The sequence below is a fragment of the Gordonia sp. 852002-50816_SCH5313054-c genome (genome assembly GCF_001665925.1).
Classification (GTDB): Bacteria; Actinomycetota; Actinomycetes; order Mycobacteriales; family Mycobacteriaceae; genus Gordonia; species Gordonia jacobaea.
In genome coordinates this window covers 1-25,627 of sequence record NZ_LZTE01000079.1, presented here as the reverse complement: position 1 = coordinate 25,627, position 25,627 = coordinate 1, and the positions used below count along the sequence as shown (strand labels likewise).

The following is a 25,627-nucleotide window of genomic DNA, read 5'->3' as shown; positions in this document are numbered from 1 at the left end:
CCGGACACAGCACCCTGTCTAATTGTTGACAATCCGACGATCTGAGTACACCGTGTACCCATGACCCTCGCCGCAACGCCTCAGACCGCGTCGCTGTCGCCGATCCTCAAGCAGGCGACGCCCGTCGTCGTCGATCACGCACTCGGCTCGTGGATTCACGGAACCGACGGAAACAGCTACCTCGACTTCACCACCGGCATCGGGGTCACCAGCACCGGCCACTGCCACCCGAGGGTCGTCGCCGCAGCTCAGGAGCAGTGCACGAAGATCATCCACGCGCAGTACACGACGGTGATGCATCAGCCGCTGCTCGAACTCACCGAGAAGCTCGGCGCAGTCCTCCCACTCGGGCTCGACTCCGTCTTCTATGCGAACTCCGGGTCGGAGGCCGTCGAGGCAGCGGTGCGCCTGGCCCGCATGGCAACCGCGAAGCCCAACATCATCGTGTTCCAGGGCGGATTTCACGGGCGCACCGTCGCCGCCGCGAGCCTCACCACCGCGGGCACCCGATTCTCCGCGGGCTTCTCACCCCTCATGGGCGGCGTGCACATGGCGCCGTTTCCCTACGCGTACCGCTACGGCTGGAATGACGACGCCGCAATCGATTTCGCGCTCAAGGAACTCGACTATCTGCTCGCATCCCGCGTTGCGCCGAACGACACCGCCGCATTCCTGATCGAACCCGTCCTCGGCGACGGCGGATACCTCCCGACGCCGCCACGCTTCCTCGCAGGGCTCCGCGAACGCGCCGACCGCCACGGCATCCTGCTCGTCATCGACGAGGTGCAGGCCGGTTTCGGCCGCACGGGCAAGTTCTGCGGACATCAGCACGCCGACGACCTCACCCCCGACATCCTCGTCACCGCAAAGGGACTCGCGTCGGGCTTCCCGATCTCCGCGATCGCCGCATCGACGGAGTTGATGAGCAAGGCGTGGCCCGGCTCGCAGGGCGGAACATACGGCGGCAATGCCGTCGCCGCTGCGGCAGCCATCGCGACGCTCGATGTCATCGACGACGAGGATCTCGTCGAGAACGCACGTGTCCGGGGCGAACAGCTTCTGTCCGGAATCCGCTCTGTCACCTCCCATTACGACGCCATCGGCGACGTGCGCGGTCTCGGCCTCATGGTCGGCATCGAATTCGTCTCCCGCGACGGCGACACCCCGGTACCCCACGCGGCAACAGCTCTCGCCGTCCAGCAGGCCACCACTCGACACGGACTACTGACGCTCACCTGTGGACCAGAGGCCAACGTGGTCCGCTTGATTCCCGCCCTCGTCGTCACCGAGCACGAAATCGCGACCGGCGTCGAGCGATTCAGCGCAGCGCTGTCCGACGTCGCCGCCCGCAACGACGGCCCCTAGCCGCTCGCGATGGCTTTACATCCACTACCCACTCCCACGACGCCCACGCCGACGATCGTCACCGAACTCACCCGGCTCGGCGTCGAGGTCGACGCTTCGTCGCGTCGTCGTGCCGAATACTCCTACGACGCATCCAATTACCGGGTTCAGCCAGTGGCAGTTACCTTCCCCCGCGACGCCGCCGAGGTAGCTCGGATCGCAGCCTGCTGCCATCACCTCGGGACGCCCCTCACCGCACGCGGTGGCGGAACATCGATGGCGGGCAACGCTATCGGCGACGGTGTCATCCTCGACTTCTCGCGCTGCATGACGCGTATCCACCACATCGACGACGAAGCGTCGACCGCCCACGTCGACCCGGGCGTCGTGCTCACACACCTTGCCGCGGCCGCGCGCAACGCCACCGGCGGCCGCCTGACCTTCGCACCCGACCCGTCGTCGGCGTCGCGCGCCACCATCGGTGGGGCGATCGGTAACGACGCGTGTGGAAATCACTCGGTGCGCCACGGCCGCACCACCGACCACGTCGAGGCACTCGATCTCGTCACCGCTGACGGATTACGATTGACCGCAACGAGATCGGGCATCGAACCGACACTGCCGAATGATCCGGCAGCGACCGCGCGAGCAGCCGAACTCACCCGCGAACTCACCGACCTCACCACACGCAACCTCGCAGCCTTCCGCACCCAACTCGAACAGATTCCCCGCCAGGTGTCGGGATACCATCTGGCACATCTGTTGCCGGAGAACGGATTCGATGTCGCACGCGCACTCGTGGGCAGCGAAGGCACGTGCGCGATCGTCGTCGGCGCCACGGTCCGACTGGTCGCGGCTCCGACATCTCAGTTGCTCGTCTGCGTCGGCTACCGATCTGTCGCCGACGCCGCCCGCGACGTTCCCGACATCCTCCCGTTCGCGCCGTCGGCCATTGAGGGCATCGACCGCGGCATCGTCGCCACCATGGCCGCCCGGCGCGGACCCGACACCGTCGCGGGCCTCCCCGACGGCGACTCCTGGCTCTTCATCGACCTCGACAATGCGAGCGCCGCAGCGCAATCCGAATCCGACGTTCCCGCCACCGCGAAACGCCTGATCGAACGCCTACGCACACGAGGGCGCATGGTCGACGCCGCGTTCGTCGACGACGAGACCCGACGCCGCGGGCTGTGGCGAGTCCGCGAGGACGGTGCCGGCCTGTCCGCGCGCCTCGTCGATCCGGAGAGCGATGCTCCGACGACGCACGAGTCGTGGCCCGGCTGGGAAGACGCCGCCGTAGCGCCAGAACGTCTCGCCGATTACCTGCAGGACTTCACCGCACTCCTCGACGAATTCGACCTCACCGGCGTGCTGTACGGGCACTTCGGCGCGGGCTGCATGCACGTGCGGATCACCTTCGACCTGCGCACCGAGCAGGGTCGGGCGGTGATGTCGCGGTTCTGCACGCGTGCCGCCGAACTGGTTGTTGCTCATGGCGGTTCGCTGTCGGGTGAGCACGGCGACGGTCGCGCCCGATCAGCCCTGCTGCCGCTGATGTACTCCACCGAGATGCTGCGCGCCTTTGACGACTTCCGGCGGATCTGGGACCCCTCCGGTGTCCTCAACCCGGGCAACATCGTCGACCCCGCACCCATCACCGCCGACCTCGCACTCGCCGACGTTCCGAACCGACCGTGGCACTCCACCGAGCACCCCTCCGAACACGCCGGGCTCGATCCGTTCATCCACGCCGTGCAGGGCTGCATCGGTGTCGGTCGCTGTCGCACCACCAGTGGCGGGGTGATGTGCCCGAGCTATCGCGCGACCCGCGACGAGAAGGACTCGACGCGCGGCCGGGCACGCGTCCTACAAGACATGGTCCGTACCGCACCCAGCGTCGAATCCGGTTGGCAGTCAGCCGATGTCGCCGACGCACTCGACCTCTGCCTGTCGTGCAAGGCATGTTCGAGCGACTGCCCCACCGGCGTCGACATGGCGTCACTGAAGTCCGAGTTCCTCTCCCATCACTACCGACGCCGGCTACGACCCCTCTCGCACTACTCCCTCGGCTGGATGCCCGCGTGGCTTCCCGTCGCGACCTCCGTTGCACCACTGCTGAATCGAGTTCTGCAAGCTCCACTCGCCCGACGCCTCGCCGCTCGCGCAGGCGGCCTCGACGCTCGACGCTCCATGCCCCGCTTCACCACTCGCAGCGACAGACGCGCGGCACTCAGCACACTCAACCAACCAGCCGACGCCGACGTCGTGCTGATCGTCGACACCTTCACCAAGGCATTCCGCCCGCACGTGGCAACCGCCGCGGCACGCGTACTGGCCGCCAGCGGCGACACCGTCGCCACCCGCGCCGACGTGTGTTGCGGCCTGACCTGGATCTCGACCGGTCAGCTCGATCACGCCCGAAAGGTACTGGCCCGCACTGCTGATCAACTCGACGACGGCACCGACCGCCCCCTCATCGTCGCCGAACCCAGTTGCGCGGCCGCACTGCGCACGGACCTACCAGAACTGATCACCACGCCCGCCGCACATCGTGTCGCCGCGCGAGTGACGAGCTTCGCCGCCTACCTGCCCACACTCGTCGACGCGGGGCTGCAGGTCCCGGACCTCCCCGAATCGGTCACGGTCCAAACCCACTGCCACGAGTACGCGGCCTTCGGTGCGCACGCCTCGACGGCCGCACTGGCGTCGCTCGGCGTCGAGGTCACCACGGCCGACGGATGCTGCGGCGTCGCAGGCAACTTCGGCTTCGAGAAGGGCCACTACGAGGTCAGCGTCGCGGTGGCCGAGAACGCCCTCGCGCCCGCGCTCCGAGCCGCGCCGGAAACCCCGGTCATCACCGACGGGTTCAGCTGCGCGATGAGCGTCGACCACCTGACCGCCACCGACCCCCTCATCAACGCCCACGGGCAGCACCTCGCCGAACTGCTCGCACAGGCGCTGCCCCTTGCACAAGAACTACCCCGCGCACAGCCATCACCAGAGGAAGGACTCCGATGACACTTCTCGTCGACACAACCTGGACACCCGCGGCCTCGCAACGTCGCTTCGACGTGGAGAATCCGGCGACCGGCGAGGTCATCACGTCGGTCCCGGACGGCAACGCCGACGACGCGCTCGACGCCCTCCGTCGTGCCGCCGACGCCCAATCCGACTGGGCAGCAACCAGTCCCCGCTCACGCAGCGAGATCCTCTACCGCGCATACGAACTCATCACCGCGCGGACCGACGAGTTCGCGACCCTGATGACCACCGAGATGGGCAAGCCGTACCCCGAAGCGCGCGGGGAGGTTGCCTACGGCGCCGAGTTCTTCCGCTGGTTCGCCGAGGAGGCCGTACGCATCGGCGGCGACCACTTCCTCACCCCGGACGGCAACAACCGCGTCGTCGTCCGGCATCGTCCCGTCGGCCCGTGCATCCTGATCACGCCGTGGAACTTCCCATTGGCGATGGGAACACGCAAGATCGGCCCCGCGATCGCCGCGGGCTGCACCATGGTCTTCAAGCCCGCAGAGCTGACACCGTTGACCTCGCTACTCCTCGCCGACGTACTCCGCGAGGCAGGTCTGCCCGACGGCGTCCTGAACGTGGTCACCACAAGCGATCCCGGTGACGTCGTCGGCGCGTGGATGTCGTCGGGCCTCGCCCGCAAGGTCAGCTTCACCGGCTCCACCGCGGTGGGAAAGCTGTTGCTACGCCAGGCCGCCGACACGGTGATGCGCACCTCCATGGAGCTCGGCGGCAACGCACCCTTCATCGTCTGCGACGACGCCGATCTCGACACCGCGCTCGACGCCGTGATGGTCGCGAAGATGCGCAACATGGGACAGGCATGCACTGCGGCCAATCGCATCTTCGTGCATCGTGACGTCATGGACGAGTTCGCAAGCGGTCTCACGCAACGCATGTCAACACTCACCGTCGGCGACGGGATGTCCGAAGGCACCCAGGTCGGCCCCCTCGTCGAACGCAAAGCCGTCGACAAGGTCGAAGAGCTCGTCGACGACGCCGTTCGACGCGGAGCATGGCTTCAGTGCGGCGGCACCCGTCCCGACGGCCCCGGCCACTTCTACCCGCCGACGGTCCTCACCGACGTACACCCCGAATCCGCTCTCATGAGCACCGAGATCTTCGGTCCCGTCGCGGCTCTGATCCCGTTCGGCGGCTCAGGAATCGAGGCCGACGACACCGTGGTCGCAGCCGCGAACAGCACGCCCGCCGGCCTTGTCGGATACGTCTGCAGCCGCGACGCCGAGCGGCTCGACGCCATCTCGTCGAGCCTCGCGGTGGGTATGGTCGGGGTCAACACGGGTCTGGTCTCCAACCCCGCGGCCCCGTTCGGGGGGATCAAGGAGTCGGGCCTCGGCCGCGAGGGCGGACGTCTCGGCATCGAGGAGTTCCTCGACGTCACCTACACGTCCACCCCGATCCGACGGAGGCGATAGGTGTATCTCGGCGCCCAACTCTTCACCGACAGCGAGTACCGACAGCGGTTGACCCGCGTGCGCGAACTGATGGATCTGCAAGGACTTTCGGCGATCATCGTCACCGACCCCGCGAACATCTTCTACCTCATCGGGTACAACGCGTGGTCGTTCTACACCCCGCAGATGCTGTTCGTCCCCATCGACGGAGAGATGCTGTTCTTCGCCCGCGAGATGGACGCACATGGCGCACACCGCACCACCTGGCTACCCGACGAGCAGATCGTCGGCTATCCCGAGAGCTACGTACACCGCCCGCACGTGCATCCGTTCGACTGGGTCGCGTGGGCGCTGCGGCAACGTCACCAGGTCGCACCGGCGTCGAAGGGCGGCTCCGTTGGACTCGAGATGGACTCACACTTCTTCTCGCCCAAGGCGTATCGCGCACTGCACAACGCCATCCCCGAGTGGAAGCTCGTCGACAACTTCGAACTCGTCAACTGGGTACGCTCGGTGAAATCCGACGCCGAGGTGCAGCTCATGCGACAGGCCGGCATGGTGTGTTCAGAGGCGATGCGGGCTGCCATCGAGACCATCGATGTCGGTGTGCGGCAATGTGATGCGGCAGCAGCGATCTCACAGGCACAGATCACCGGCACCGACCAGTTCGGCGGCGACTATCCCGCGATTGTGCCGATGATGCCGACCGGTGCCGCCGCCGACACTCCCCATTTGACTTGGCACCAGGGCACTTTCACCCCCGACGAGGCCGTCGTCGTCGAATTGTCCGGTGCGCACAACCGGTATCACTGTCCCCTCGCCCGCACCGTGGCGCTGAGCGCACCGTCGAAGGATCTCGACTATGTCGCGGGCGCAACGGCAGAGGGCCTCAACAACGTCCTCGACGCGATCAAACCCGGCGTCGCCACGCGTGAGCTCGCGTCGACCTGGAACTGGACTCTCGCCAAGTACGGTCTCGAAAAGCCCTCTCGCCTCGGCTATTCCATCGGTATCGGTTATCCGCCGGATTGGGGTGAGCGCACCATCAGCATCCGCACCGAGGACGAAACCATCCTCGAAACCAACATGACGTTCCACATCGTCTGCGGAATGTGGATGGACGACTACGGTTTCGAGCTCTCCGAGTCGGTACGAGTCAGCCCGACGGGCGTCGAAACCTTCACCGCGTTCCCACGGGAACTGATCAGGAAATGAGGTGTCAGCAGTGACCACCATGAACTACACGCTCCCCCTTGCCGGACGCGCGAAGGATCTCGTCGGCTCGATGATCGATTCGTCGACGTCCCTGCTGGCCTCGCAAACGCACGACATCGTGCGCTTCGCGATGGGCTCACCCGCGGACGAGGCCGTCCCCGCCGCGGAGTTCCGGCAGATCGCCGGTGAGATCCTCGACAACTCGTCGTTCACCTACGGCGCCACCGAGGGCGAACCGCGGCTGCTGCAACTTCTCGTCGACTACCTCGCCACCACACCCGACCCGTCGAGCCTCGATCGCCTCGTCATCACCACCGGCGGCATGCAGGGCCTCGACCTCGCGTCCAAACTGTTCGTCGACCCGGGCGACCTCGTCGTCGTCGAATCACCGACGTACACCAACGGCAGTGCCACTGCGCTGTCGTACGGCGCGCAGCTTCTCGAAGTGCCCGTCGACGACGACGGCATGCAGGTCGACACCCTCGAAGACCTCGTCTCCCGCACCCGACGCACCCCCAAGGCGATCTACACGATCCCGACGTTCCAGAACCCGTCGGGCGTCACCCTCTCCGAGGAACGTCGACGCGAGCTGCTGCGGCTGGCGCACGAGTGGGGCTCGGTCATCATCGACGACGACCCGTACGGTCTCCTGCGCTTCTCCGGCGACGACGTCCCGACGTTCCAGACCCTGTCGCCGCACGATCCGCTGATCTTCTCGGTGCGGACGTTCTCCAAGATCCTCGCGCCGGGCTGGCGGGTCGGATGGGTCGACGCCGACCCGTCGCTGCGCCAACTGCTCATCAACGGCAAACAGGCGATGGACACCTGCACCAACGTGCCCAACCAGCACATCGTCGCCGAATACATCGCGCGCGGCGGACTCGAGGATCACCTCGCCGGCCTGCGGGTTCTCTACCGCGAACGCAGGGACGCAATGCTCGATTCGGTGGAGCGCCATTTCGGCGACCGCGTGTCGACGACGCACCCCGAGGGCGGCTTCTTCCTTTGGCTGACCCTGCGCGGCGAGTTCGCCGAGATCGACACCCGCGAACTGTTCGAGACCGCTCTCGCCGACGGCGTCGCGTTCATCCCCGGCCCCGCGCTGTCGCCGACCGGCCGGTTCCGCAACGCCCTGCGTCTGTGCTTCGCATCGAGCACGCCCGAGCGCATCGACGAGGGAATTCGACGTCTCGCCGGAAGCTGCGAGAGGATGTCTGCGAGAGGGTGACACAGAACAGCTGAGGTCGGCTTGGCAGTTGACGTTGGCACTGCCTAGCCGACGACCACGAAGGGAATCCCTGTGACGGTGAGCGAGTCCGACGCGGTGGTGGCCCGGATCCGTCCGGACGAGATCGTCGCGCTCACCAGAGCTCTGGTCGACGCCCCGAGTGAGAACCCCGGCGGCACCGAGGCTCAGGCTGTCGCCGTTCTCGAAAACGCTTGCCGCGATGCTGGTTTCACCGTCACCACCCATGAGGTGACGCCCGGCCGACCCAACCTCATCGCGACGCTACCCGGCGGCGACGGGCCAGGACTGATGTTCCTCGGACACTCCGACGTCGTCCCGGCCGGACCTGGCTGGACCGGTGATCCCTACCGCACCCGGTTGTCCGACGGCGTGCTGACCGGGCGCGGCACCGTCGACATGAAGGGCGGATTGGCCTCGGTCGTCGAGGCGATGTCGGCGTTGGCGCCGCTGGCCGCGCAGGGACGACTCTCCGGTCCGGTGCAGTTGGTCTGCACCGTCGACGAGGAGGAACACGGCGCGGGCGTCCGCGACCTGGTGGCCCGCGCCGACACCTCCCGCGACTTCATCGGTTGCGTCGTCGCCGAACCCACCGATCTGGTCGTCGTCCGCGGGTGTCGCGGGGCGTCGTATCTGGAAATCGACATCCGGGGCAAGGCCGCCCACTCCGGTCGCCCCGACGACGGCCGCAGCGCGATCTACGCGGCAGCGTCGATCATCGACATCATCCGGGCCGACCACGAGGCGATGACCGCGGGCGCCGCAGGTCTTCTCGGCTCGGGTACGTGGAACGTGGGGACGATGAGCGGCGGGCAAGGCATTTCCGTTGTCGCCCCGATGGCGGCACTCGGCGTCGACCGCAGACTGATGCCAGATGAGAGTGCGGATGCCATCGCCGAATGGCTGCGCGGCCGCATCGCCGCCGCAGGCATCGAGTCCGACGGCATCGAGGTCGACGTCGCGGTCACCATGGAGATGCCTGGCTTCGAGACTCCTGCCGACCACACACTGGTCACCGCAACCGTCGACGCGCTGAACTCACTCGACGCCCAGACGTCCGTCGGCGGCTGGACCGCGGCGTGCGACGGCGGTTTCGTCAGTCGCGACCTCGGCATCCCGGCGATCGTCTGCGGTCCGGGCAACATCAACACCCAGGCCCATCAGCCCGACGAATCCGTCGCGGTCGACGATCTGGTCACTGCCGCACGGGCTTACGCGTTGGTGGCGCTGGAACTGCTCGGCTGACGCCGCCCGCCCCGAGCACAGCGCGCACCGTCGAACGCACCCGCGCGTCGACCTCAGCCGGAGAGCCTTCGGGGAACTTTCCGCCGAGGTACAAGAACGCCAGCCCGTGCACCAGCGCCCACATCGCGGTCGCAACCTCTTCCGGCTCGGACGTCGAAACCGTTGCGGCGACAACGGTATTCAAATACTCATGGATCGCCTCGACGGCCTCGACCCGATCCGGGCTCGTCGGGTCGCACCGCTCGGCGAACATCGCGCGGAACAACCCCGACCGCTCCAACGCGAACCGCACGTACGCGACGGCGATGTCGGCTACATCGTCGACGCTCGCCGGCGACTCGCTCGCCGCTCTCAGCCGCGCAGTCAGCTCGCGATAGCCCACCGCAGCAACGCTCGAGACCAATGCCTCACGGTCGGCGAAGTGCCGGTAGGGCGCCGCGGGTGAGACGCCCGCGCGCCGTGCGACAGCGCGCAACGACAACTCGGCAGAGCGGTCCTCGTTGAGCAACTCGATCGCCGACTGCACCAGCGCTGCGGCGAGATCACCGTGGTGATACGACTCGGGCCTCGACATATGCGACATCTTATCGCTGGTTGAGCCGCCGGAGACCGTCAGCACTGCACGTGGGAGCCGGTATCAGCGCGTGACGGTACGCGCCTGGTCAGCGCGAAGTCACCGCCGTGGAGCTCTCCGGAACCGTGATGTCCTCGGTCCGCTCGGGAATCTCGGTGCCGCGCAACGACGCTCCGGCCGTCTCCTTCAAGAAGATCAGCGCCACCATGCCGATCGCACACGCGCCCATCATGTAGACGGCGGGAAACAGGTTCCAGCCCGTGTCGTTGACCACCGCTTCGTTGACGAGCGGTGCGGTACCGCCGAACGCGGCGGTCGCCACGTTGTAGGAGATTGCGAAGCCCGCGTAGCGCACCTGAGTGGGGAACATCGCCGGGAACGTCGCGGAGATGGTCGAGAGCTGAGGCACGTAGAACAGTCCCAGGATCACGAATCCCACTATCGCCCAAGCGAATCCCTTACCCATCAACCAGTAGAGCGGTATTGCGAATACGAAGAGTCCGATGAGCGAGAACCACCACATCGGTTTACGCCCGGTCTTGTCCGACGCCGCTCCGAAGAACGGGATCACCACCATCATCGCGAGCTGACCGATGAGCACCACCGTTGAACCCGACGACTCCGACAGCCCGATCGTCTCCTTCAGGTACGTCGGCTGATACGCCAGCAGCGTGTAATTCGCGACGTTGAGTGCGATCACCATGCCGAACATGATCAGGATCGGCTTCCAATAGTTGCTCAGCAGATCCTTGAAGCGGGTGTAGGCGCTTCCGGTGATCTCGTCGCGCTTGTCCAGCTCCTGGAACACCGGGGTGTCTTCCAGCTGCGATCGCAGATACAGACCGATCAACCCGAGCGGCAGCGCAATCAGGAACGGAATTCGCCAGCCCCACGTCTGCATCTGCTCGTCGGAGAGCAACAGCTCGAGGAACAGAACGATCGCGGTGCCCGCGCTGAACCCGGCGAGTGTGCCGAACTCCAGCAGCGATCCGTACTTGCCGCGCTTGTTGTCCGGCGCATACTCGGCCATGAACGTCGCAGCACCGCCGTATTCGCCGCCGGTGGAGAAGCCCTGAATCACGCGCAGCGCTATCAACAGAATCGGCGCCCAGATCCCGGCGACGGCGTGTGTCGGAAGGACACCGATCAGCGCAGTGGCACCGGCGATCAATAGAATCGTCATGGCCAGCACGGACTTTCGTCCGATCCGGTCACCAATGGGACCCCAAATCATGCCGCCCAACGGGCGTAGGACGAATGAGATCGCGAACCCGAGCATGGTGCCTATCGAGCCGAGCGACCCCGGGAAGAATGCTTGCGTGAGGTAGGTGGCGGTCGCGGCGTAGACGCCGTAGTCGTACCACTCTGTTGCGTTGCCGATCGCCGACGCGCCAATTGCTTTGCGGAGTAGAGCTTTTCCTTCTCGCGACTCGGGGTCGGGTGCGAGATCCTCATAGGTTGCCGAGGAGTTTGCCGTAGCCATCTGTGCCTTCCTGGGTGGACTCGGGGCCAGTGTGTCTTCGCGCTGACTCACATCGGTGGGCGGTGATCAGTACACGTCGTCTAGAGCAGTCGGCGGAGACCGTCTCTCATGTGTTCGATCATCAGCTCGTCGGCCGCCTTCGCATCTCCAGCCGCGATGGCGTCCACCAATGCCTGGTGTTCGTCGGTACGTTCCTTTCCCGAGGAATACGTTCCCCGCATCGCGCGTAGACACATCTTCGTTTCCACGAGGATCGTGCTGTGCAAGCGCGACAATCGTTGACTCCGCGCGTACTCCACCAAAGTCTGATGGAACCGCATATCCGCTTCGGCCATGTCTTCGCCGTTCGGATCGTCGATATGACGACGCATCAACGCAACCACGTCGGTGAGAGCTTGCACCGCCGCAGGGTCGCCGTGTTCGATCACCTGCTCTATTGCCGCACGTTCAACGGCCGTCCGGGCGATGTACATGTCCCGGATGTCGTCGTCATCCATCGAAACGACGAACAAGCCTCGGTTGCGGTGACTCACCAGCAACCCTTCTGCAGTCAGGCGTTGCATCGCCTCTCGCAGTGGCCCCCGACTCACTCCCAGGTCTGCTGCGAGACCCGCTTCGGTCAATTGTGAACCGGACGGAAAGTTACCGTTCGCAATCGCATCGTGCAACTTTCTGGCGATGATCGCAGGTGTCGACTCCTGCTCGATCGGTTCGAGAACCCTACGGCGACCCTCCGATCGAGCTCGCTCCATTGTCATCGTGACCATCCTCTTCTTCGTACTCTATGCACGCGCAAATGTCAGGGTTTCGCCGCGAGCGCCGCCCATCCAGATGTCGTTGCATGCTGCGGCGAACTCGACGAGACCATCGGTGATGGTGGCGAACACATTTCCGGGAACCCATCCGACATCCCCGTTGACCAGCAAGTTGTTTCGACCATAGAAGACTGCAAGGTCGATGAGCAGTGAGTGTTCCGACGGCGCGGCGTCGGATTCGTAACCGTAAGCGGGATTGTCCAATACACCGTCGAAGGTGAAATAGCAAAGGTCGCCCGGTATCGGTGTGACCGTCGTGTTCTCCGGTCCCGGTTCATGCGCCGCGAACGCGGGCGCCAACGTGTAGATCTCGTTGCGCGCAAACTTGCCGTGAAAGACCTGACCCCCCAACGGCAAAGCGTCCCACACCGCGGCGGCGGTGCGCGGCGCCTCGGCGTCGAGCAGTCTCGCCCGGGCGCTGACATCGCGCGATGTGAGGCTGACGATGATAAAGCGATCGGTCACGAGCCATCTCGACTTTCGTTGAGGTGAGCAGACTTTCGTCGAAAGTCTGCATCTGCGAGCGTGCCGACGTTCGCGACCGACTCGTATGCCGCGGCCACGCGCAGCACTGTCGCGTCGTCGTGGCGTGCTCCCACGATCTGAATGCCAGTGGGCAGCAACGGGTCCTGCGCAAACCCGCTCGGCACCGTGATCGCAGGTTGACCGGTGAGATTGAACGGATAGCTGTACGGCGTCCACGACGTCCAGTCCTGCGACGACGAACCTGCAGGCACGTCGACGCCCGCCTCGAATGCGACGGACGGCATCGACGGTGTCACCAGAACGTCGTAGTCCTCGTGCAGTGCACCCATCTGTGTGCCCATTGCCATTCGCAGCGCAGTGGCATCCACATAGTCGGCCGCACTGAAGTCGTGGTGACGTTCCAGTGCCGCAAGCAGTTTCGGGTCGACGCGATCCCGCAGGGCAGGGTCCAGAGCCCCGACCACCGCGGCCGCTCCCGCGAACCACACCGTGTGGTACGCCCAGACCGGATCGTCCCACCCGATGTCGACCTCGTCGACCGTGGCTCCGAGGTCGCGTAGAACGCCGACCGCAGCCTCAGTATTCGACTGCACCGCAGCATCATTGACGCCATAGCCGAGATCGGGACTGTAAGCGACGCGGACGCCATCCAAACCCCGCGCGCCCGCGATGATCTCCGGGGCGACAGGTTGCGGCGTCGGCCCCGCCGACCAGTCACGCGAATCGAAACCACTGATGACGTCGAGCAACAACGCGCAGTCGACGACGCTGCGCGTCATCGGTCCGACGTGTGCCACCGGCGCGAACGGACTCGGCGGATACATCGGCACCCGGCCGAGCGTCGGCTTGAGTCCGACAACTCCGCAGAACGCAGCCGGAATACGAATCGAGCCGCCACCGTCGGTGCCGACCGACAGCGGCCCGAGTCCCGCCGCGAGGGCAGCGGCGCTACCTCCGCTCGAACCGCCCGACGTCCGATCGGTCGACCACGGATTGCGCGTGATGCCGGTCCGGGGACTGTCGGTCACGCCTTTCCAGCCGAACTCAGGCGTCGTGACCTTGCCGAGCGGCACGGCTCCCGCCTCGCGCAGTCGTGCCACCGCTGGCGCGTCGACGTCGGATCGTTGTGTGTCAGGGCTCAGCGTCAACGAGCCGCGCAGCGTCGGCCACCCCTCGGTGAGCAGGAGATCCTTGATCGACACCGGCACGCCGTCGAGCGGACCGATGGGAGTCGACGCGGCGTAGCGAGCCGCCGATTGGCGTGCGGCAGCCATCGTCGTATCAGGGTCAACGACGCAGAAGGCGTTGATCTCGACGTTCACCTGCGGGATGGTGTCCAGTAGCTCGGCAGCGACGTCGACAGGGCTCAGCAAACCACTGCGGTAGGCGTCACCGAGCTCCGACGCCGACATCGTGCGCACTGAGTCCTGCATGGTCACCTCCGGTTCCGATACGGTGAGAACAACAATTGTTTGATTGTTGACAATCTAGTCGGGAGGTCAACCCGTGACAACCGCTATCACCGCGGTCCTCTACCCGGGACACGCGGCCGAGGACGACTACCAGCTCATCGAGGACGCACTCGGCCCGTCGATTCGCCTGCCCGTGGTGATCACCGAAATCGACTCCGACGATCACACCGTCGGCGCCATGCGGGCTGTCGGCGAGTCCGACCGACTACTCGACGGCGCACAGCGCGCACGCACACACGACCCCGCAGCGTTGATGTGGGCGTGCACCTCGGGCAGCTTCCTCTACGGGTGGGAGGGCGCACAACGGCAGGCCGCGCAGTTGTCCGAGGTTGCGGGACTACCCGCATCGTCGACGTCGCTCGCGTTTGCCGAGGCGTGCAGAGCGCTCGGGATCGACGCGGTCGCGGTCGCGGCGAGCTATCCGAGCGACGTCGCCGCGGGATTCACGACGTTCCTCGCCGGCGCGGATATCGAGGTGGTCGGTATCCGCGCCAACGACATTCTGACCGCGACCGACGCCGGGTTCATCGACGGCGACACCCTGTTCGACATGGTTGTCACCGCCGATCAGCCTGCGGCGCAAGCCATCCTGATTCCCGACACCGCACTACACACGGCAACCTGGATCAACGACCTCGAGGCGCAGGTGGGTAAACCGGTCCTCACCGCGAACCAGGTGACCGCCTGGGAGGGTGCGCGGCTGGCGGGCGCAACCCCGCACTCCGACAAGCTGGGCGCGTTGTTCAGTCAGACGCCGCTTGTTCAGGCTCCGCGCCTCCAGACCCAGCCTGCTCAGGTGCCGAGTGTCCCCGTACGAAGCGATACCCCATCCCGGCCTCGGTGAGCAGATGCACCGGATGCGCCGGGTCGTCTTCGAGTTTGCGGCGCAGACTGGCCAGGTACACGCGCAGATAGTTGGTCTGGTTGAGGTACTTGGGACCCCACACGGTACTCAGGATGTCCTTCTGCCCCACCAGTTTTCCCTCGTTGCGCACGAGCAGTTCGAGAATCCCCCACTCGGTCGGCGTCAGGTGGATCTGCTCACTGTGGCGCGACACCTGCTTCGCACTGAGGTCGACCACGAAGTCTCCCGCGTCGACAACCGGCACCTCCGACGCATCCGGCGCAGCGACTCCACGACGCACTGCTGCACGCAGTCTCGCCAAGAACTCGTCCATCCCAAAGGGTTTCGTGACGTAATCGTCGGCGCCCGCGTCGAGCGCAGCCACCTTGTCGACCGATTCGCCGCGCGCCGACAACACGATGACCGGCACGTTGGTCCACCCGCGCAATCCCTCCAGAACCGTGAAGCCGTCGATGTCGGGAAGCCCGAGGTCGAGGACAACCACCTGCGGGTTGACCTTGGCTGCCGCGGTCAGCGCCGCGGTTCCCGTCGACGCCGTCGTGACAGCGAAGCCACGGGCGCTCAGATTGATTCGTAAGGCCCGCAACAACTGTGGTTCGTCGTCGACAACCAGAACTCGGATTCCGTCGGTCATGACTCGTCGTCCTCCGCCGGAAGTGAAACGACCATCGTGGTGCCGCCGCCCGGTGTCTCCTCTACACCGAGCGTGCCACCGATCGCGGCGGTAAACCCCTGCGCTACAGACAGACCCAGCCCGACGCCCCCGTCGGCACCGTTGCGGTCGCCACCCTGAACGAAGGCGTCGAAGATCTGCCCGCGTCTGTCGGCGGGAATCCCGGAGCCGTGGTCGATCACACGAATGACGGTACGCGGCACACCGTCGTCGTCGGTCTCGGACTCTGCCGCGACCTCGACACCGGCGCCACCTCCCCCACCGTGGCGCACCGCGTTGTCGATCAGGTTGGCCAGGACGCGTTCGAGCAGTCCACCGTCGGTGTATGCCCACATCGCGTGGAAGGTGAAAGCGATCTCCGGGATGGGCCCACCGACCCAGCTCACCGCGGTCGCTGCACGGTGCACCACCTCGACGAGGTAGGTGCGCGCCAGTCTCGGCCGCACGGCACCTGCCGCGAGCCTCGACGAGTCGAGCAGATTTCCGACAAGCGCCGACAGGTGGTCGACCGACTCGTCGATTGTCTCGAGGAGTTCTGAGGTGTCCTCCGGGCTGAATGTCACGTCGCCCGCACGCAGGCTCGACACCGCGGCTTTCGCGCCGGCCAACGGTGTGCGCAGATCGTGGCTCACCGCGGACAGCAGTGCGCGACGCATCTCGTCGGTCTGGGCGAGTGCACGTGCCTCGGACGCCTCGCGTTCGAGTCGACGACGCTGCACCGCGCCGGCGGCCTGGATCGCCACCGAGGTGAGTACCCGTCGATCCCGACCGCCGAGTTTCGGCCCGCGCAACAGCAATTCGTATTCACCGCCGGGGACCGGGCAGACCGTGTCGGCGTCTTCGGCGCGCTGCGGCGGGTCGTCGCCGACGGCGGCGTCGACGACGCGTCGACCATCTTCTTTGTGCACCACCGACACCGCGGCCTGGTCGTAGGTCTCACGCACGCGCTGCAGCAGTGCCGACACGTCAGCCCCGCCAAGCACGGCGTCGGAGAACAACGCCAACAACTCGGCGTCACGGCTTGCCAGGCTGGCTTGTCGACGCCTGTTCGCAGCCGAATCGACCAGTGCGGCAACCGCTATCGCGATCACCAGCATGACAAGGATGGTGATGAGATTGTCGGGCTCGTTGATGGTGAACGTGAACCGTGGGTTGGTGAAGAAGTAGTTGAGCAGCAGGCCGGCCACCACCGCCGACAATGCCGCAGGCCCGATGCCGCCCAGCAGCGAGACCGCGAGCACCGTCACGAAGAACAACGCCGACTCGCTGGCGAACCCCAACCAACGGTCCAGGACGGCGAGTATGACCGTCATGATCACCGGCACCACGACCGCCGCGACCCAGCTCAACGGACGATGGAAGCGCGTGTCGCGAATGTCGAGCCGGTTTCGACGACGCGTCTCGTCGTGGGTGACCATGTGGACGTCGATCTTCCCGCTGTGCGCAACGACATTCGCGCCGACGCCCTCGTCGAAGAGTCGTTGCCAGCGCGGGCGGCGCGACGTACCCAGCACCAACTGCGTCGCGTTGACGCCGCGTGCGAAGTCGAGGAGCGTCGACGGGATGTCGTCGCCGACGACGGTGTGGATTCGCGTGCCGAACCCTTCGGCCAACTCGTGCAGCCGGGACAGTTCGGCAGCGGGCGTCCCGACGAGTCCGTCTCCGCGGATCACATGCACCACAACCAGTTCCGCGCTCGACCGTGACGCAATGCGACTCGCTCGACGCATAAGGGTCGCGGATTCGGGTCCACCGGTGATCGCGACCACCACGCGCTCGCGTGCTTCCCACGTGTCGGTGATCGCGTGCGCCGCGCGGTAGTCGGCGAGATTGTCGTCGACGCGGTCGGCGAGCCACAGTAGTGCCAATTCGCGCAGTGCCGTCAGATTTCCCTGGCGGAAGTAGTTCGAGAGCGCCCCGTCGATGCGTCCGGCCGGGTACACCTTGCCCGCACTGAGTCGTTGACGTAGCGCCTGCGGGGCTATGTCGACCAACTCGATCTCGTCAGCGGCACGCACCACGGCGTCGGGAACGGTCTCGCGCTGGATGACACCGGTGATCTGGGCGACGACGTCGTTCAGACTCTCCAGATGCTGCACGTTGACCGTTGTCAGCACGTCGATGCCCGCGTCGCGCAACTCCTCGATGTCTTGCCAGCGCTTGGCGTTTCGCGATCCGGGAGCATTCGTGTGCGCCAGTTCGTCGACGAGTGCGACGCGTGGGGCACGCGCCAGCACGGCGTCGAGATCCATCTCGTCGAGGACGGCCCCGCGATACACCTCCTCGCGGCGCGGAATCTCCTCGAGACCATCGGTGAGAGCCGCGGTTGCCGAGCGCCCGTGCGACTCGACAACCGCGATCACCACATCTACACCCTCGTCGGCGAGACCTCGTGCATGCGAAAGCATTTCGTAGGTCTTGCCGACTCCGGGCGCACACCCGAGGAAGACTTCGAGTCGTCCCCGGGTGTCAGCACCTGAACCCATGGAACTGAGTCTAATCAGCGCGACCGGCGATCACTTGCACACCGTGTGACCCAGCGCGAGGTTCACCTCGAGCACATTGACGCGCTGCTGCCCCAGGAATCCGAACTGCCGACCCGACGTGTGAGCGTCGACGATCTCGCGGACGGCAGCCTGCGACTTTCCGCTGTTCCGGGCGATCCGCGAGATCTGGATCGCTGCGTATTCGGGGCTGATCTGCGGGTCGAGGCCCGAGCCGGAACCCGTCACGGCGTCCGCGGGCACCGCCGACGGTGCGACGCCCTCACGCTCGCCGATCAACGCGCGGCGGGCGGTGATGTTGTGCGCGAGCGTCTCGCTGTTGGGGCCCTGATTGCTCGCGGCCGAGGCCGACGGATCGCCGGTGGCCATCGGATCGTCGGCCGAGCCGAGCACCCGCGCGTGCAGATAGCTGTCGGGAGTCCCAGCAGGTGCCTTCGGATCGACCCCGATCAGCGACGACCCGGCGTTACAGCCCGTGGCGTCGGTCATCTGCGACCCCTCTGCTGAGTTCGACCCGATGCGCGATGCCGCCCAGACAACCGTCGGATAGGCGACGCCGAGGATCACTGTCAGCGCCACGAGCATCGCGAACGCGACGGCACACTGCCGGAGGAATCCGGACGTGATGGTGTTCATGCTGCGATTACCCCATTCCCGGGAGGAAGCGGACGACGAGATCGATGAGCCAGATCCCCACGAACGGGGTGATCACGCCTCCGACGCCGTAGACGAGTAGGTTGCGCCCCAACAACTTCGACGCCGAGCTGGGTCGGTACCGCACACCACGCAGCGAGAGCGGGATCAACGCGACGATGATGAGCGCGTTGAACACCACCGCCGACACGATCGCCGACTGTGCCGAGTGCAGCCGCATGATGTTGAGCGTGTCGAGCTGCGGATAGATGCTCACGAACATCGCAGGCAGGATCGCGAAGTACTTCGCGAGGTCGTTGGCCAGCGAGAACGTGGTCAGTGCGCCGCGAGTGATCAACAGCTGCTTGCCGATGGCCACGATGTCGATGAGCTTGGTCGGGTCGGAGTCGAGGTCGACCATGTTGCCGGCTTCCTTCGCCGCCGACGTTCCCGAGTTCATCGCCACACCGACGTCGGCCTGCGCGAGCGCGGGGGCGTCGTTGGTGCCGTCACCGGTCATCGCGACCAGTCGTCCACCTGACTGCTCGGCACGGATCAGTGCCAGCTTGTCCTCCGGTGTCGCCTCGGCGACGAAGTGGTCGACGCCTGCTTCGGCGGCGATCGCCTTCGCGGTGAGCGGGTTGTCGCCGGTAACCATGACCGTGCGGATACCCATCTCACGCAATTGCGCAAAGCGTTCTGTCATACCGGGTTTCACGACGTCCGACAGCTGGATCACACCCAGCACACGCGGCGTTTCGTCGTTGACGGCGACGACCAGCGGCGTACCTCCGCCGTTCGAGATCTCGGCGACCCGTTCGGTCACCTCGACAGGCATGTCGCCACCGAGCTTCGTCACCCAGCGTGCGACCGCATCGGCGGCACCCTTGCGGTACTCGACGACAGGGCCGGGACCCGTGCGTACATCGATACCGCTCATACGCGTCTCCGCGGTGAAGGGCACGACCTCGAACTCGGGATGCTCGTGACCACGCGTCGCGGCAAGCGCTTCCGCGTCGGCGGGCACCACATCATGCTCGTCCAAACACAATTCGACGATGCTGCGTCCCTCGGGAGTGTCGTCGGCGAGACTGCAGCGGTAAGACACCTCGGCGAGCTCGGCCGTCGAGGTACCCGGGCCGGGGAAGATCTCGGTGGCTCGACGATTACCGAAGGTGATGGTGCCGGTCTTGTCGAGCAGCAGGGTGTCGATGTCGCCCGCGGCCTCCACCGCGCGGCCCGACATGGCGAGCACGTTGCGCTGCACGAGCCGGTCCATGCCCGCGATACCGATCGAGCTGAGTAGCGCACCGATCGTCGTCGGGATCAGGCAGACGAGCAGCGCGATCAGCTTGATCGCATCGGGGCTCTGGCCCGCATACTGCTGCATCGGACCGACCGCGACCACCGCGAGCAGGAAGATCAACGTCAGGCTCGCGAGCAGGATGTCAAGTGCGATCTCGTTGGGCGTCTTCTTGCGCGACGCACCCTCGACGAGCGCGATCATCCGATCGACGAAGCTCTCTCCGGGCGCGGCGGTGATCTTGACGACGATCCGGTCGCTGAGAACCACCGTGCCGCCCGTCACCGCGCAGCGGTCGCCGCCGGACTCACGCACCACCGGAGCGGACTCGCCGGTGATGGCCGACTCGTCGACCGTCGCGATGCCGTCGACGACGTCGCCGTCGCCCGCGATCACCTCACCGGCCTCGACGACGATCAGATCGCCGACCCGCAGGGCCGTTCCCGAGACCTGAGAGATCGAACCGCTCTCGTCGAGTCGACGAGCCAAGCTGTCGCGCTTCACCTTTCGCAGTGAATCGGCCTGTGCCCGACCGCGGCCCTCCGCGACGGCCTCGGCCAAATTCGCGAAGAGCACGGTGAACCACAGCCACGCCGCGATCAGCCATGCGAACCACGACGGCCGCCAGATCGCGAGCACCGTGGTCACGATCGACCCGATGTACACGACGAACATGACCGGATTGCGCGCCTGGTCGCGCGGGTTGAGTTTCCGCAGTGCCTGCGGAACCGACGTGATGAGCTGACGAGGATCGAACGAGCCGCGCGAGACCAGTTGTGTCTCTTCACGCTGTTCGACCGTCGCCTCCTCGGGTGTCACATCGGATTCGATGGTGTTGACGCTCACAGAAGTGCCTCCGCGATGGGTCCCAGCGCCATGGCCGGGAAGAAGGTGAGACCGGCGACGAGAAGGATCGTGCCGAGTAGCAGTACGCCGAACAGAACTCCGTGCGTGGGCAGATTGGCCTCGGCGCGCACGGCCTCCTGCCGCTCGAGGACGGCAACCACCCCGCCGCTACCGCTGGTCGAGCTGTCTTCGCTGGTAGAGCTGTCTTCGCTGGTCGAGTCGCTACCGCTGGTCGAGCTTGTCGAGACCACCCCACCGCCAGTCGAGCCCTCACCGCCAGCCGAGCTCCCACCGCTGGTCGAGCTCCCACCGCTGGTCGAGCCTGTCGAGACCACCCCGCGCGGGCGTTGGCGGCTGAGCAGCCCCGCGAGCGCGAGCACGAACACGATCGGCAAGAACCGGCCGAGCAGCATCGCCATTCCGAGCGACGTCTGGAACCAGTCACTGGTGACCGTCAGCCCACCGAACGCGCTGCCGTTGTTGTTCGCGGCCGACGCATACGCGTAGATCACCTCGGAGAAGCCGTGGATCGATCCCGGAGTCCCCGGGTCGCCACTGTTGCCCTGGGCGTCGAGCGTCGAACCCATCGCAACGCTGACACCGACGCCGACCAGCACCAGAGCGGGCATGACCAACACGTATAGCGCCGCCATGGTGATCTCGTTCTGGCCGATCTTCTTTCCGAGGAACTCCGGCGAGCGTCCGACGAGTAGACCGCCGACGAACACCGTGACCACAGCCATCATCAGGATTCCGTAGAGTCCGGTGCCGACGCCGCCGGGCGCGACCTCACCGAGAAGCATGTTCCAGATCACCGCTCCACCACCACCGGCAGAGAGGCTGTCGTGGGCGGCATTGACTGCGCCCGTTGACGTTCCGGTTGTCGAGACGGCGAACAACGCACTTCCGGGAATACCGAAACGCTGTTCTTTGCCCTCCATCATCGCGCCGGCAGCCTGAGCGGCGAGACCGTTGGTGTGCGATTCGAAACTCCACACGATCGCGAGCATCACGCCCCAGATCGCCGCCATCACGCCGAGCAGCGTGAGGCCCTGGCGTCGATCGCGCACCAGCGTGCCGTAGGTACGTGTCAGGCAGATCGGAATGATCAGGATCGCAAGGATTTCCACGACGTTGCTGAACGGCGTCGGATTCTCGAACGGATGCGCCGAGTTCGCCGACAGCGTGCCGCCGCCGTTGGTTCCGAGTTCCTTGATCGCCTCCTGAGAAGCGAACGGCCCCACCATGCTTCGAGCAGGATCGCCCGACATCGTCGTGAAGCCGAAGCCGCTGTGCCACGACTGCACCACGCCCTGAGTCAGCAGCAGGATCGCGACGATCACGCTGAGCGGCAGGAGAATACGCACGCATGTGCGCGTCAGATCGACCCAGAAGTTGCCGATCAGGCCGTCGCCGCGTCGGTTCACCAATCCTCTGATGAGCGCGACGGCCACAGCCATGCCGACGGCGGCAGACACGAAGTTCTGCACAGCGAGTCCGAGCATCTGGGAAAGGTTGCTCATCACCACTTCTGGCGAATACGACTGCCAGTTGGTGTTGGTGACAAACGAGATCGCGGTGTTGAACGCCGTCGCCGGATTGACACCTGCCTTGCCGTCCGACCAGGGCAGCACGCCCTGTAGCCGCTGCAGCAGATAGAGGAACAGAAACGAGATCAGCGAAAAGGCCAGTACCGCAACCACGTAGCCGACCCACGTCTGTTCGCGTCGGGCGTCGACGCGAGCCAACGAGTAGATCGCGCGCTCGGGCAGCAGGTCGCGAGTGCTGCGGTACACGCGGGCCATGTAGTCGCCCAGCGGCACGTAGACGACTGCGAGAACCAGGACGACGAACGCCACCTGGAGCGCCCCCGCAAGGGATGAATTCACGTTCAGAACCTTTCCGGCTTGATCAGCGCGATCATGAGGTAGATCGCTGTCGCCGCCGACAGGACCAGCAGAACCACGTTCAACACTCCGTCTGCAGTCATCGGCCGATCCTCGCGTCGACGCCCCGGACCACCAGGACGCATATCGCGAAGCCGATCAACGCGGCGAGTACATAAAGCACATCGGCCACTTGTCACACTCCTTGGCTGGGCATGCCGAACGTCGAGCTGGCGAACGGCGCACCACAGCTTCTGTCTAATTCGTCTGTGTTGGAAGACCTCTTAACGTGTTCCATACGCGGCGCCGGGGTTTGTTGACGCAACCTTCGCGCCAACCGACTCAGCCGTGCAGCGGGCCTCGTCAAAGGCGCGTCAAAGGCGCGTCAAGATCTGCGCTCACGGCGTCGAGAAGTCGTGAGGAATACGCTCTCCCGCGCGTGTAGGAGTTAGAACCGATCACATGAACGAGTCAGGATCGTCGCGCTGGGGATACGTCCAGGTCGGCTACGCGCGCCATTGGGTCTGCCATCGCATCGTCGTGTATCCGCCCGGCACCAGCGAGGACGACGCGCGCTGGCTGCGCGTGTGGCGGGCACTACCCTTCGTCGCGATCGCGACGGTGTTGACCGCAGCGTTGATCGCGTCGTGGATGGGTCGCTCCGGGCTTGCCGGAATGCTGAGTGGAATGGTTGTCGCGTTCGCGACGGTTGTGGTCGTGGGGCAGCGGACCCACCTGGTGCGCACGCAGACACGCACAATGGAGGCGTGGACGGGTTACGGAACGGACGCCACCGCCCGAGCTACCCAGCGGAGTATCTGCGAACTCGGCGCTGCCCTGCGCGACGCCGATGGTCGTCTCGCTTCAGGTGCGATCAGCCCCGTCGAACACGAAATGGTGTGGGCCCGTTGCTATCACGAGATTCCCGCTGCCCGGCGGCGTCGACTCAGCGCGGTGTGATCGCGATGCCGATCGTCCCATCCTTGCCACGACGGATCAGGCTTGCCTTGACGAGACCCCAGCCGACGATGCCGTACTTTTTCGAGATCGCGCTGCGCACGCGATCGGTACCGGCGGCGTCGAGGATCGTCGCGGTTCCGTCCACCGGTTGACCCTCGAGCTTCTTTCCGCGGGCATCACACGCCTGGACGACGACGTGCGGGTCGCGTCGAATCCGCTTGACCTTCCACGAGCCGGTCTCTGTCCACATCAGCAGCGACTCGCCGTCGTAGGCCGCCCACAGAGGCGACGACACCGGCGTCCCGTCTTTGCGAAAAGTGGTCAGCTGCACGTACTTTGCATCGGTCGCAGCGTCGAAGGGCTTATCGGTGGCCATACCCAACCCTACTTCGCTCAACCCGATATCGGAGTCGCTCACGCGGCGCGTGCGAACAGCGACTGGTCGGCAGCAGGTACCGCGTAGGAGTGAGTGATCCCCGGCGACAGCACGCCGGCGTCGACGAGCGTCGCCCACGCGGTCACCTGGTTGGCCGAGAGCACCGGTTTGCCGAGTTCGGCTTCGAGTGCGCCGAGGACGTCGTAGGTCCAGAGGTTGGTGCAGGACACGAAGATCGCGTCGGCGTCTGGATGGTCGGCGCCACGGATCAGATCGGCCGTGACCGAATACGGAATGGTCCAGATGTCGTGGTCACGACCAAGTCCGGCCTGCGCCACCACGCTGCGTCCGGCTTGCGCGAGAAAGTCACACAGCAACCCGGTGAGCGCATTCGTATAGGGCGTCGCCACGGCGATCCGACTGATTCCCAACGCATCCAACGCGCGTAACAGCGCTTCCGACGTCGTGACCGCACGCTGCGCACCGGCACCCAACATGCAGTTGGAGAGTTCGACGGCCCCGGAGATGCCGTAGACAAAGCTGCCCGACGCACACGCGTACGCGTATGCACTGGGCCGAACGGCCGATATCGCGCGCACCGCCGCCGCGATCTCGGCGTGGTTGTTCAGGTCCTTGCACATGTCGACGTCGACCGGGGCGTCGATGAATCCGGTCCGAGTGAAGTGCAGCGAGACGCCGTCGGGCATCCAGCGCCACAGCTCGCGGTCGAGAGCCATATCGAACGGGCAGACGATCCCGATGCCAACCTGCTCGCCGGGGCCATCACCCCACCCGAATTCGTACTCCATGCAGGCATGATGACACATTGTCGGATTGTTGACAGTTCGAGCGCGCAAGTCACGTACCTGCGGATCCGCGGTCTGGGTAGCGATGTTCCACAGCCGTTCTCCGACGTGTCCGAATTGTCGTACCCGCCCTGTAGCGTTGTTGTCAGATCGAACACACAAGCGATCACCGACACGCGGAGAAAAAGGGGGTGGCCATGACCGACATCATCGACGACCACGTCCCGGCTTCGCCATTTTCGAACTCGCCGCTCTCGTTCACCGCCGCTGACCTCGACACCATCGGCCACCTCTCCGGTGCCGAACTCAACGACGTCGCCCGCACCACCCAACGGCTGGCACGCCAAGCCGAAGCACGCACCGCGCTCATGGCCTTCCGCATCGGCGAATCGATCGCCGACGACATGCTCGTCGTCGCCGCCACCCGACCGCACACTCACCACGCCGTCGACA

General features: G+C 65.7%; 21 protein-coding genes and 1 pseudogene. 9 read left to right on the top strand and 13 right to left on the bottom strand.

The annotated features are described in order from the left end of the window. The first annotated feature begins 60 nt into the window (after positions 1-60). The 6 genes from A5788_RS21010 to A5788_RS20985 all read left to right on the top strand — a co-directional run bounded on the left by A5788_RS21010 (position 61) and on the right by A5788_RS20985 (position 9,492). Positions 61-1,365, top strand: coding sequence for an aspartate aminotransferase family protein (locus A5788_RS21010; protein ID WP_064867371.1), 1,305 nt, complete (start codon positions 61-63; stop codon positions 1,363-1,365). Positions 1,366-1,374: 9 nt separating this feature from the next. Beyond that, positions 1,375-4,362, top strand: a complete 2,988-nt coding sequence (locus A5788_RS21005; RefSeq protein WP_064867369.1) for an FAD-binding and (Fe-S)-binding domain-containing protein — start codon at positions 1,375-1,377, stop codon at positions 4,360-4,362. Next, positions 4,359-5,807 (top strand): NAD-dependent succinate-semialdehyde dehydrogenase, encoded by a 1,449-nt coding sequence (locus tag A5788_RS21000; RefSeq protein ID WP_064867367.1) that lies wholly within the window; start codon positions 4,359-4,361, stop codon positions 5,805-5,807. The genes A5788_RS21005 and A5788_RS21000 overlap by 4 nt, the downstream gene beginning before the upstream one ends. Beyond that, a complete protein-coding gene (locus A5788_RS20995; protein WP_049699995.1) occupies positions 5,808-7,001 on the top strand; it encodes a M24 family metallopeptidase in 1,194 nt (397 codons plus the stop codon). It abuts the gene before it with no gap. Between the two features lie 19 nt (positions 7,002-7,020). After that, positions 7,021-8,229, top strand: coding sequence for an aminotransferase-like domain-containing protein (locus A5788_RS20990; RefSeq protein WP_064867435.1), 1,209 nt, complete (start codon positions 7,021-7,023; stop codon positions 8,227-8,229). Positions 8,230-8,301: 72 nt separating this feature from the next. Beyond that, a complete protein-coding gene (locus tag A5788_RS20985) occupies positions 8,302-9,492 on the top strand; it encodes a M20 family metallopeptidase (protein ID WP_064867365.1) in 1,191 nt (396 codons plus the stop codon). Here the strand turns inward: A5788_RS20985 and A5788_RS20980 are convergent. From A5788_RS20980 to A5788_RS20960, 5 genes are all read right to left on the bottom strand, one after another. Next, on the bottom strand, positions 9,443-10,066 hold the full coding sequence (locus tag A5788_RS20980) for a TetR/AcrR family transcriptional regulator (protein WP_082937788.1): 624 nt from the start codon (positions 10,064-10,066) through the stop codon (positions 9,443-9,445). The genes A5788_RS20985 and A5788_RS20980 overlap by 50 nt on opposite strands. An 88-nt stretch (positions 10,067-10,154) precedes the next feature. Continuing rightward, on the bottom strand, positions 10,155-11,549 hold the full coding sequence (locus tag A5788_RS20975) for an MFS transporter (protein WP_049700116.1): 1,395 nt from the start codon (positions 11,547-11,549) through the stop codon (positions 10,155-10,157). A gap of 80 nt (positions 11,550-11,629) precedes the next feature. Continuing rightward, positions 11,630-12,316, bottom strand: a complete 687-nt coding sequence (locus tag A5788_RS20970) for a GntR family transcriptional regulator (protein WP_064867363.1) — start codon at positions 12,314-12,316, stop codon at positions 11,630-11,632. A 15-nt stretch (positions 12,317-12,331) separates the two neighbouring features. Then, entirely contained in the window at positions 12,332-12,829 is a 498-nt protein-coding gene (locus A5788_RS20965) for a DUF3830 family protein (RefSeq protein WP_049699999.1), read from the bottom strand. Next, positions 12,826-14,283: an amidase gene (locus tag A5788_RS20960; protein ID WP_064867431.1), complete on the bottom strand. Its 1,458-nt coding sequence runs from the start codon at positions 14,281-14,283 to the stop codon at positions 12,826-12,828. The genes A5788_RS20965 and A5788_RS20960 overlap by 4 nt, the downstream gene beginning before the upstream one ends. 73 nt (positions 14,284-14,356) lie before the next feature. Here A5788_RS20960 and A5788_RS20955 point away from each other — a divergent pair, with 73 nt between their 5' ends. Beyond that, the gene (locus A5788_RS20955) at positions 14,357-15,166 is read left to right on the top strand and encodes a maleate cis-trans isomerase family protein (protein ID WP_064867361.1); all 810 of its coding nucleotides are present in this window, start codon (positions 14,357-14,359) and stop codon (positions 15,164-15,166) included. Here A5788_RS20955 and A5788_RS20950 read toward each other — a convergent pair. Genes A5788_RS20950 through kdpF form a run of 6 tightly spaced genes read right to left on the bottom strand, consistent with a single transcriptional unit; the run spans position 15,066 to position 23,136 of the window. Next, entirely contained in the window at positions 15,066-15,821 is a 756-nt protein-coding gene (locus A5788_RS20950) for a response regulator (RefSeq protein ID WP_064867359.1), read from the bottom strand. The two genes, A5788_RS20955 and A5788_RS20950, sit on opposite strands and share 101 nt — an antisense overlap. Further along, a complete protein-coding gene (locus A5788_RS20945) occupies positions 15,818-18,346 on the bottom strand; it encodes a sensor histidine kinase (RefSeq protein WP_064867357.1) in 2,529 nt (842 codons plus the stop codon). Before A5788_RS20945 ends, A5788_RS20950 begins: the two co-directional genes overlap by 4 nt. A 30-nt stretch (positions 18,347-18,376) precedes the next feature. Next, positions 18,377-19,000, bottom strand: a complete 624-nt coding sequence (locus A5788_RS20940) for a potassium-transporting ATPase subunit C (RefSeq protein ID WP_064867355.1) — start codon at positions 18,998-19,000, stop codon at positions 18,377-18,379. A 7-nt stretch (positions 19,001-19,007) separates the two neighbouring features. After that, positions 19,008-21,119, bottom strand: coding sequence for a potassium-transporting ATPase subunit KdpB (kdpB, locus tag A5788_RS20935; protein WP_231894035.1), 2,112 nt, complete (start codon positions 21,117-21,119; stop codon positions 19,008-19,010). A gap of 23 nt (positions 21,120-21,142) precedes the next feature. After that, positions 21,143-23,035, bottom strand: coding sequence for a potassium-transporting ATPase subunit KdpA (kdpA, locus tag A5788_RS20930; RefSeq protein ID WP_064867351.1), 1,893 nt, complete (start codon positions 23,033-23,035; stop codon positions 21,143-21,145). 2 nt (positions 23,036-23,037) lie between these two features. After that, positions 23,038-23,136 carry a K(+)-transporting ATPase subunit F gene (gene kdpF, locus A5788_RS20925; protein WP_064861331.1) on the bottom strand — a complete coding sequence of 33 codons (99 nt, stop codon included), beginning with the start codon at positions 23,134-23,136 and terminating at the stop codon, positions 23,038-23,040. Positions 23,137-23,494: 358 nt separating this feature from the next. On the opposite strand from kdpF, the gene A5788_RS20920 reads away from it, so the two are divergent. Next, positions 23,495-23,992, top strand: a complete 498-nt coding sequence (locus tag A5788_RS20920) for a DUF6611 family protein (RefSeq protein ID WP_064867349.1) — start codon at positions 23,495-23,497, stop codon at positions 23,990-23,992. On the opposite strand, the gene A5788_RS20915 is transcribed toward A5788_RS20920, so the two are convergent. Together A5788_RS20915 and A5788_RS20910 are read right to left on the bottom strand one after the other, a co-directional pair. Continuing rightward, positions 23,979-24,368 (bottom strand): PPOX class F420-dependent oxidoreductase, encoded by a 390-nt coding sequence (locus tag A5788_RS20915; RefSeq protein WP_064867347.1) that lies wholly within the window; start codon positions 24,366-24,368, stop codon positions 23,979-23,981. The two genes, A5788_RS20920 and A5788_RS20915, sit on opposite strands and share 14 nt — an antisense overlap. 38 nt (positions 24,369-24,406) lie before the next feature. Then, on the bottom strand, positions 24,407-25,177 hold the full coding sequence (locus A5788_RS20910; RefSeq protein ID WP_064867345.1) for a maleate cis-trans isomerase family protein: 771 nt from the start codon (positions 25,175-25,177) through the stop codon (positions 24,407-24,409). A gap of 194 nt (positions 25,178-25,371) precedes the next feature. Here A5788_RS20910 and A5788_RS20905 point away from each other — a divergent pair. Continuing rightward, positions 25,372-25,627 (top strand): annotated as a pseudogene (locus A5788_RS20905) (HNH endonuclease); the annotation flags it as partial.

Coding starts and splice junctions, on each gene's coding strand:
- A5788_RS21000 (WP_064867367.1), top strand. CDS start 4,359: ATGACACTTCTCGTCGACACAACCTGGACACCCGCGGCCTCGCAACGT.
- A5788_RS20990 (WP_064867435.1), top strand. CDS start 7,021: ATGAACTACACGCTCCCCCTTGCCGGACGCGCGAAGGATCTCGTCGGC.
- kdpF (WP_064861331.1), bottom strand. CDS start 23,136: ATGACTGCAGACGGAGTGTTGAACGTGGTTCTGCTGGTCCTGTCGGCG.
- A5788_RS21005 (WP_064867369.1), top strand. CDS start 1,375: ATGGCTTTACATCCACTACCCACTCCCACGACGCCCACGCCGACGATC.
- A5788_RS20950 (WP_064867359.1), bottom strand. CDS start 15,821: ATGACCGACGGAATCCGAGTTCTGGTTGTCGACGACGAACCACAGTTG.
- A5788_RS20910 (WP_064867345.1), bottom strand. CDS start 25,177: ATGGAGTACGAATTCGGGTGGGGTGATGGCCCCGGCGAGCAGGTTGGC.
- A5788_RS20975 (WP_049700116.1), bottom strand. CDS start 11,549: ATGGCTACGGCAAACTCCTCGGCAACCTATGAGGATCTCGCACCCGAC.
- A5788_RS20970 (WP_064867363.1), bottom strand. CDS start 12,316: ATGGTCACGATGACAATGGAGCGAGCTCGATCGGAGGGTCGCCGTAGG.
- A5788_RS20980 (WP_082937788.1), bottom strand. CDS start 10,066: ATGTCGAGGCCCGAGTCGTATCACCACGGTGATCTCGCCGCAGCGCTG.
- A5788_RS20940 (WP_064867355.1), bottom strand. CDS start 19,000: ATGAACACCATCACGTCCGGATTCCTCCGGCAGTGTGCCGTCGCGTTC.
- A5788_RS20945 (WP_064867357.1), bottom strand. CDS start 18,346: ATGGGTTCAGGTGCTGACACCCGGGGACGACTCGAAGTCTTCCTCGGG.
- A5788_RS21010 (WP_064867371.1), top strand. CDS start 61: ATGACCCTCGCCGCAACGCCTCAGACCGCGTCGCTGTCGCCGATCCTC.
- A5788_RS20915 (WP_064867347.1), bottom strand. CDS start 24,368: ATGGCCACCGATAAGCCCTTCGACGCTGCGACCGATGCAAAGTACGTG.
- A5788_RS20960 (WP_064867431.1), bottom strand. CDS start 14,283: ATGCAGGACTCAGTGCGCACGATGTCGGCGTCGGAGCTCGGTGACGCC.
- A5788_RS20920 (WP_064867349.1), top strand. CDS start 23,495: ATGAACGAGTCAGGATCGTCGCGCTGGGGATACGTCCAGGTCGGCTAC.